We start from the raw sequence: 4,314 nt of genomic DNA, 5'->3' as shown, positions 1-4,314 counted from the left end.
ATCATCGCGCTGCTGACCTCCCTGGCCGATGCCCGCCTGGAAGCCCGCACCGCGGTGTTGGCCGACTCCCTGACCCAGGCCAACCAGGAACTCACCCACCTGGCCCTGCACGACATGCTCACCGGCTTGCCCAATCGCACCCTGCTCGCCGACCGGATCCAGCAGGCGATACAGCGGGTGAACGAAGAGGGCGGCTGCTTCGCGCTGATGTTTATCGACCTGGACGGCTTCAAGCCGGTGAATGACGCTTTTGGTCACCACATGGGCGACCAGCTGTTGCAGCAAGTCGGCCTGCGCCTGCGCGAAGACTTGCGCAGCCAGGACACCCTGGCCCGCATCGGCGGTGACGAGTTTGTATTGCTGGTGCAATTGGGCCAGCCCGACGATGCGTTGCGCCTGGCCGAGCGCCAGGTGGGCATGATCAACCAGGCCTTCCACGTCGCCGAGCATGAGCTGAAAATCTCCGCCAGCATCGGCATCGCACTGTTCCCCGGCAATGGCGCCACGCCCCAGGAACTGCTGATGAACGCCGACGCGGCGATGTATCACGCCAAGGGCATGGGCAAGAACGGCTACAGCTTTTTCGACGTGTCGATGAACACCAATGCGCGCAAGCAACTGCAACTGCTGCAGGACTTGCGCAATGCCGTGGAGCACGAGCAGTTCCGGCTTTATTACCAGCCCAAGTTCGACGCCATCAGCGGCCGCCCGGTCGGTGCCGAGGCGCTGCTGCGCTGGGAGCACCCGCAACAAGGCCTGTTGTTGCCGGACAAGTTTATCGAGCTGGCGGAAAAGACCGGGCTGATCATCCCCATCGGCGAATGGGTACTCAACGAAGCCTGCCGCCAGATGCAGGTGTGGTATGCCCAGGGCTATCACGACTGGCGCATTGCCGTGAACCTGTCGGCGTTGCAGTTCTGCCACGCCGGGCTGGTCAAGAGTGTCGCCGCTGCCCTGGAACGCCACCGCTTGCCAGCCAACAGCCTGACCCTGGAAATCACCGAAACCACCGCCATGAGCGATGCCGACGCGAGCATGACGGTGTTGCAGAAGCTTTCGGACATGGGCGTCGACCTGTCCATCGACGACTTCGGTACCGGCTATTCGAGCCTGATGTACCTCAAGCGCCTGCCGGCCAATGAGTTGAAGATCGACCGGGGATTTGTGCGTGACCTGGAGCACGACAGCGACGACGCCGCCATCGTCTCGGCCATCGTTGCCCTCGGTCAGGCCCTGGGCCTGCGTATTGTGGCCGAGGGTGTAGAGACCGACTCACAGCAGAGCTTCCTCACCCGGCTGGGCTGCGATTCGCTTCAGGGGTATCTGCTGGGGCATCCGTTGCCGGCCGAGGGTTTCATGGCCGACATCCAGCGCGCCGAGCAGGTGGTGAGTGTGCATTCGGTGATGTGAGCCCATGCAAAACCTGCAGGGCGCAGGTAGTATTGGATCCATCAGCTCACGTTGAACCAGGAGACCTTACACATGGACAAAGTCGTCGTCATCACCGGTGGCAGTCGTGGGATCGGCGCCGCCACGGCGCTGCTGGCCGCCGCCCAGGGCTATCGCATCTGTATCAATTACCAGGCCGATGAAGACGCCGCCCACCGCGTACTTGAGCAAGTGCGTGCCCTCGGCGCCCAGGCGATTGCCGTGCGGGCTGATGTCAGCATTGAAGACGAAGTGATTGGCCTGTTCCACCGGGTCGATACCGAACTGGGCCGGGTGACGGCACTGGTCAACAACGCAGGTACCGTCGGGCACAAGTCGCGGGTCGATGAGATGTCCGAGTTCCGCATCCTGAAGACCCTCAGGACCAATGTGTTGGGGCCGATCCTGTGTGCCAAGCATGCGCTGCTGCGCATGTCGCCCAAGCATGGCGGGCAGGGCGGCAGCATCGTCAACGTTTCATCGGCCGCCGCGCGGTTGGGCTCGCCGGGGGAATATGTGGATTACGCCGCGTCCAAGGGCGCGCTGGATACCTTCACTCTCGGGCTCTCCAAGGAAGTGGCGGGCGAGGGGATCCGGGTCAATGGCGTGCGTCCCGGGTTTATTTTCACCGACTTCCACGCCCTGAGCGGCGACCCGGATCGGGTCAGCAAGCTTGAGCCGGGCATCCCCATGGCCCGTGGCGGGCGTGCAGAGGAAGTCGCGGAAGGGATTATCTGGCTGCTCTCGGACAAGGCGTCCTATGCGACGGGAACCTTTCTTGACCTGGCGGGCGGTCGTTAGTTTTGTACCGCCTGTGGTGAGGGGCACGCCGCTCGCCACAGCCCAGGTATCAGGCGCCGCGCAGCGCTTCATAGCCCCTGAGGGAAAACGCCTTGAGCAGGCTGGCCTCCGAGTCTGGATGAATGGCGTAGCCGTGATTCGAAAAACCGTCCAGGACACCGTTGCGGCTATGGCTGGCGCTTAATTTGAGATCGTCCACGTTGTCGATAAATCGCAGTACCTTATCCAGGTTGTAGGTGGCGTCGGCGCGAGAGTCCGGGTCTTGGTTGGCCGCGCTCCAGTCACCCACCTGGCGCTTCAGGTCATCGCTCACTTCGTAGTGGTCGCGGTTATCCAGGAAGTTCTTCAGCACAGGGCTTTGTTCGGTAATCTGGTCACTCGATCGATGATCTCCCGCGGGGCGCCCGGTAGCGCCTGTCATTTCGCGCACCTGTTGCTGCTCTGCGGCACGCATATAGTGGGGAGGAACGGGAAGGGGTCGCAGGCCGGCAGCTGAAGAAATAGTCATAAGGCATCTCTGATGTGAACCAAGTGAATGCGCTCTTTCTATCGTAAGAAATAGCGCACTCCTGTGTGGTTCTTAGCCCGGCTACGGTTCCCATCCGTAGGTTAAAACGACCGCACAATCTTCCCCAGCGTCTCCATCGCCTTCTCACACGACTCATCCCACGGGCTGCCGTAGTTCAAGCGAATGCAGTTCCTGAAGCGCTGTGTCGGCGAGAAGATCGGTCCCGGTGCGATGCTGATGCCCTGGGCCAGCGCCATCTGGAACAACTTCAACGAGTCGGTTTGTTCCGGCAATTCCAGCCACAGGAAGTACCCGCCGGCAGGCTGGCTGACCCGTGTCTGCGCCGGGAAATAGCGCGCGATGGCGGCGAGCATGGCGCTTTGCTGTTCTTCCAGCGCGTAACGCAATTTACGCAGGTGCCGGTCGTACCCGCCGTGTTGCAGGTAATCGGCAATCGCCGCCTGGGCGGGCATCGAGGCACACAGCGACGTCATCAACTTCAGCCGCTCGATCTTCTGCGCATAACGTCCGGCGGCGACCCAGCCGATGCGGTAGCCCGGAGCCAGGCTCTTGGCGAACGAGCCGCAATGCATCACCAGGCCTTCGGTGTCGAACGCCTTCGCCGGTTTGGGCGCCTGTTGACCGTAGTACAACTCGGCGTACACGTCGTCTTCGATCAGCGGCACCTGGTGGCTGCGCAGTAACTCCACCAGTTCCTGTTTCCGGGCCTCGGGCATGGTTGCGCCCATCGGGTTCTGGAAACTGGTCATGCACCAGCAGGCCTTGATCGGGTAACGCTCCAGGCTTTGCGCCAGCACCTTGAGGTCGATGCCATCGCGTGGGTGTACGGGGATTTCCACCGCCTTGAGTTTCAGGCGCTCGAGGATTTGCAGGCTGGCGTAGAACGCCGGTGCTTCGATGGCCACCAGGTCGCCCGGCTCGGTCACGGCTTGCAGGCACAGGTTCAGTGCTTCAAGGGCGCCGTTGGTGATCAACAGTTCTTCCATGGGCAGCATCAGCCCGCCCACCATGTAGCGCAAGGCAATTTGCCGGCGCAGTTGCGGGTTGCCCGGCGACATGTCGGTGACCACCATGCGCGGGTCCATTTCCCGGCTGGCGCTGGCCAGGGAACGGGCCAGGCGTTGCAGCGGGAACAGCGTCGGGCTGGGGAAGGCCGAGCCGAAGGGCACGGTTTGCGGGTCCTTGATGGAATCGAGCACCGAGAACACCAATTCGCTGACGTCCACCTCGGTGGACTCGTGCACATGGGCACTCACCACCGGCTCGGAAAACGGGCTGGGCGCATGGGTGTTGACGAAGTACCCGGAGCGCGGCCGGGCGCGGATCAGCCCGCGTCGCTCCAGCAGGTAGTAGGCCTGGAACACCGTGGACGGGCTGACACCGTAGGTCTGGCTGGCATAACGCACCGAAGGCACGCGCTGGCCGGGCCCGAGCACGCCGGAGCGGATCAGTTCTGCGATGTCGTCGGCGAATTTCTCGTAGCGTTTCATTGGGGCTCAGTGCTTTGAACAGATTTTGCTGATTGAACACAGATCAAACGGTGGGAGCGGGCTTGC

At 62.4% G+C, this 4,314-nt stretch carries 4 protein-coding genes; 2 read left to right on the top strand and 2 right to left on the bottom strand.

Translation table 11 applies throughout. From position 1 onward, the window contains the following. The coding region (locus tag HX846_RS31545) for a bifunctional diguanylate cyclase/phosphodiesterase (RefSeq protein WP_178966899.1) at positions 1-1,410 on the top strand (1,410 nt) is incomplete at its 5' end. Positions 1,411-1,482: 72 nt separating this feature from the next. After that, the gene (locus tag HX846_RS31540) at positions 1,483-2,229 is read left to right on the top strand and encodes an SDR family oxidoreductase (protein ID WP_008435175.1); all 747 of its coding nucleotides are present in this window, start codon (positions 1,483-1,485) and stop codon (positions 2,227-2,229) included. 49 nt (positions 2,230-2,278) lie between these two features. On the opposite strand, the gene HX846_RS31535 is transcribed toward HX846_RS31540, so the two are convergent. Further along, complete coding sequence (locus tag HX846_RS31535; protein ID WP_008435173.1) at positions 2,279-2,650, bottom strand: hypothetical protein; 372 nt, start codon at positions 2,648-2,650, stop codon at positions 2,279-2,281. Between the two features lie 188 nt (positions 2,651-2,838). Then, entirely contained in the window at positions 2,839-4,248 is a 1,410-nt protein-coding gene (gene mapR, locus HX846_RS31530) for a GntR family transcriptional regulator MpaR (RefSeq protein ID WP_003207510.1), read from the bottom strand. Positions 4,249-4,314 lie beyond the last annotated feature (66 nt).

Origin of the sequence: Pseudomonas sp. K5002 (assembly GCF_013386655.1) — a bacterium.
Classification (GTDB): domain Bacteria; phylum Pseudomonadota; class Gammaproteobacteria; order Pseudomonadales; family Pseudomonadaceae; genus Aquipseudomonas.
The sequence above is the reverse complement of the archived record's forward strand: the minus strand, read 5'-3'. Positions and strand labels throughout refer to the sequence as shown.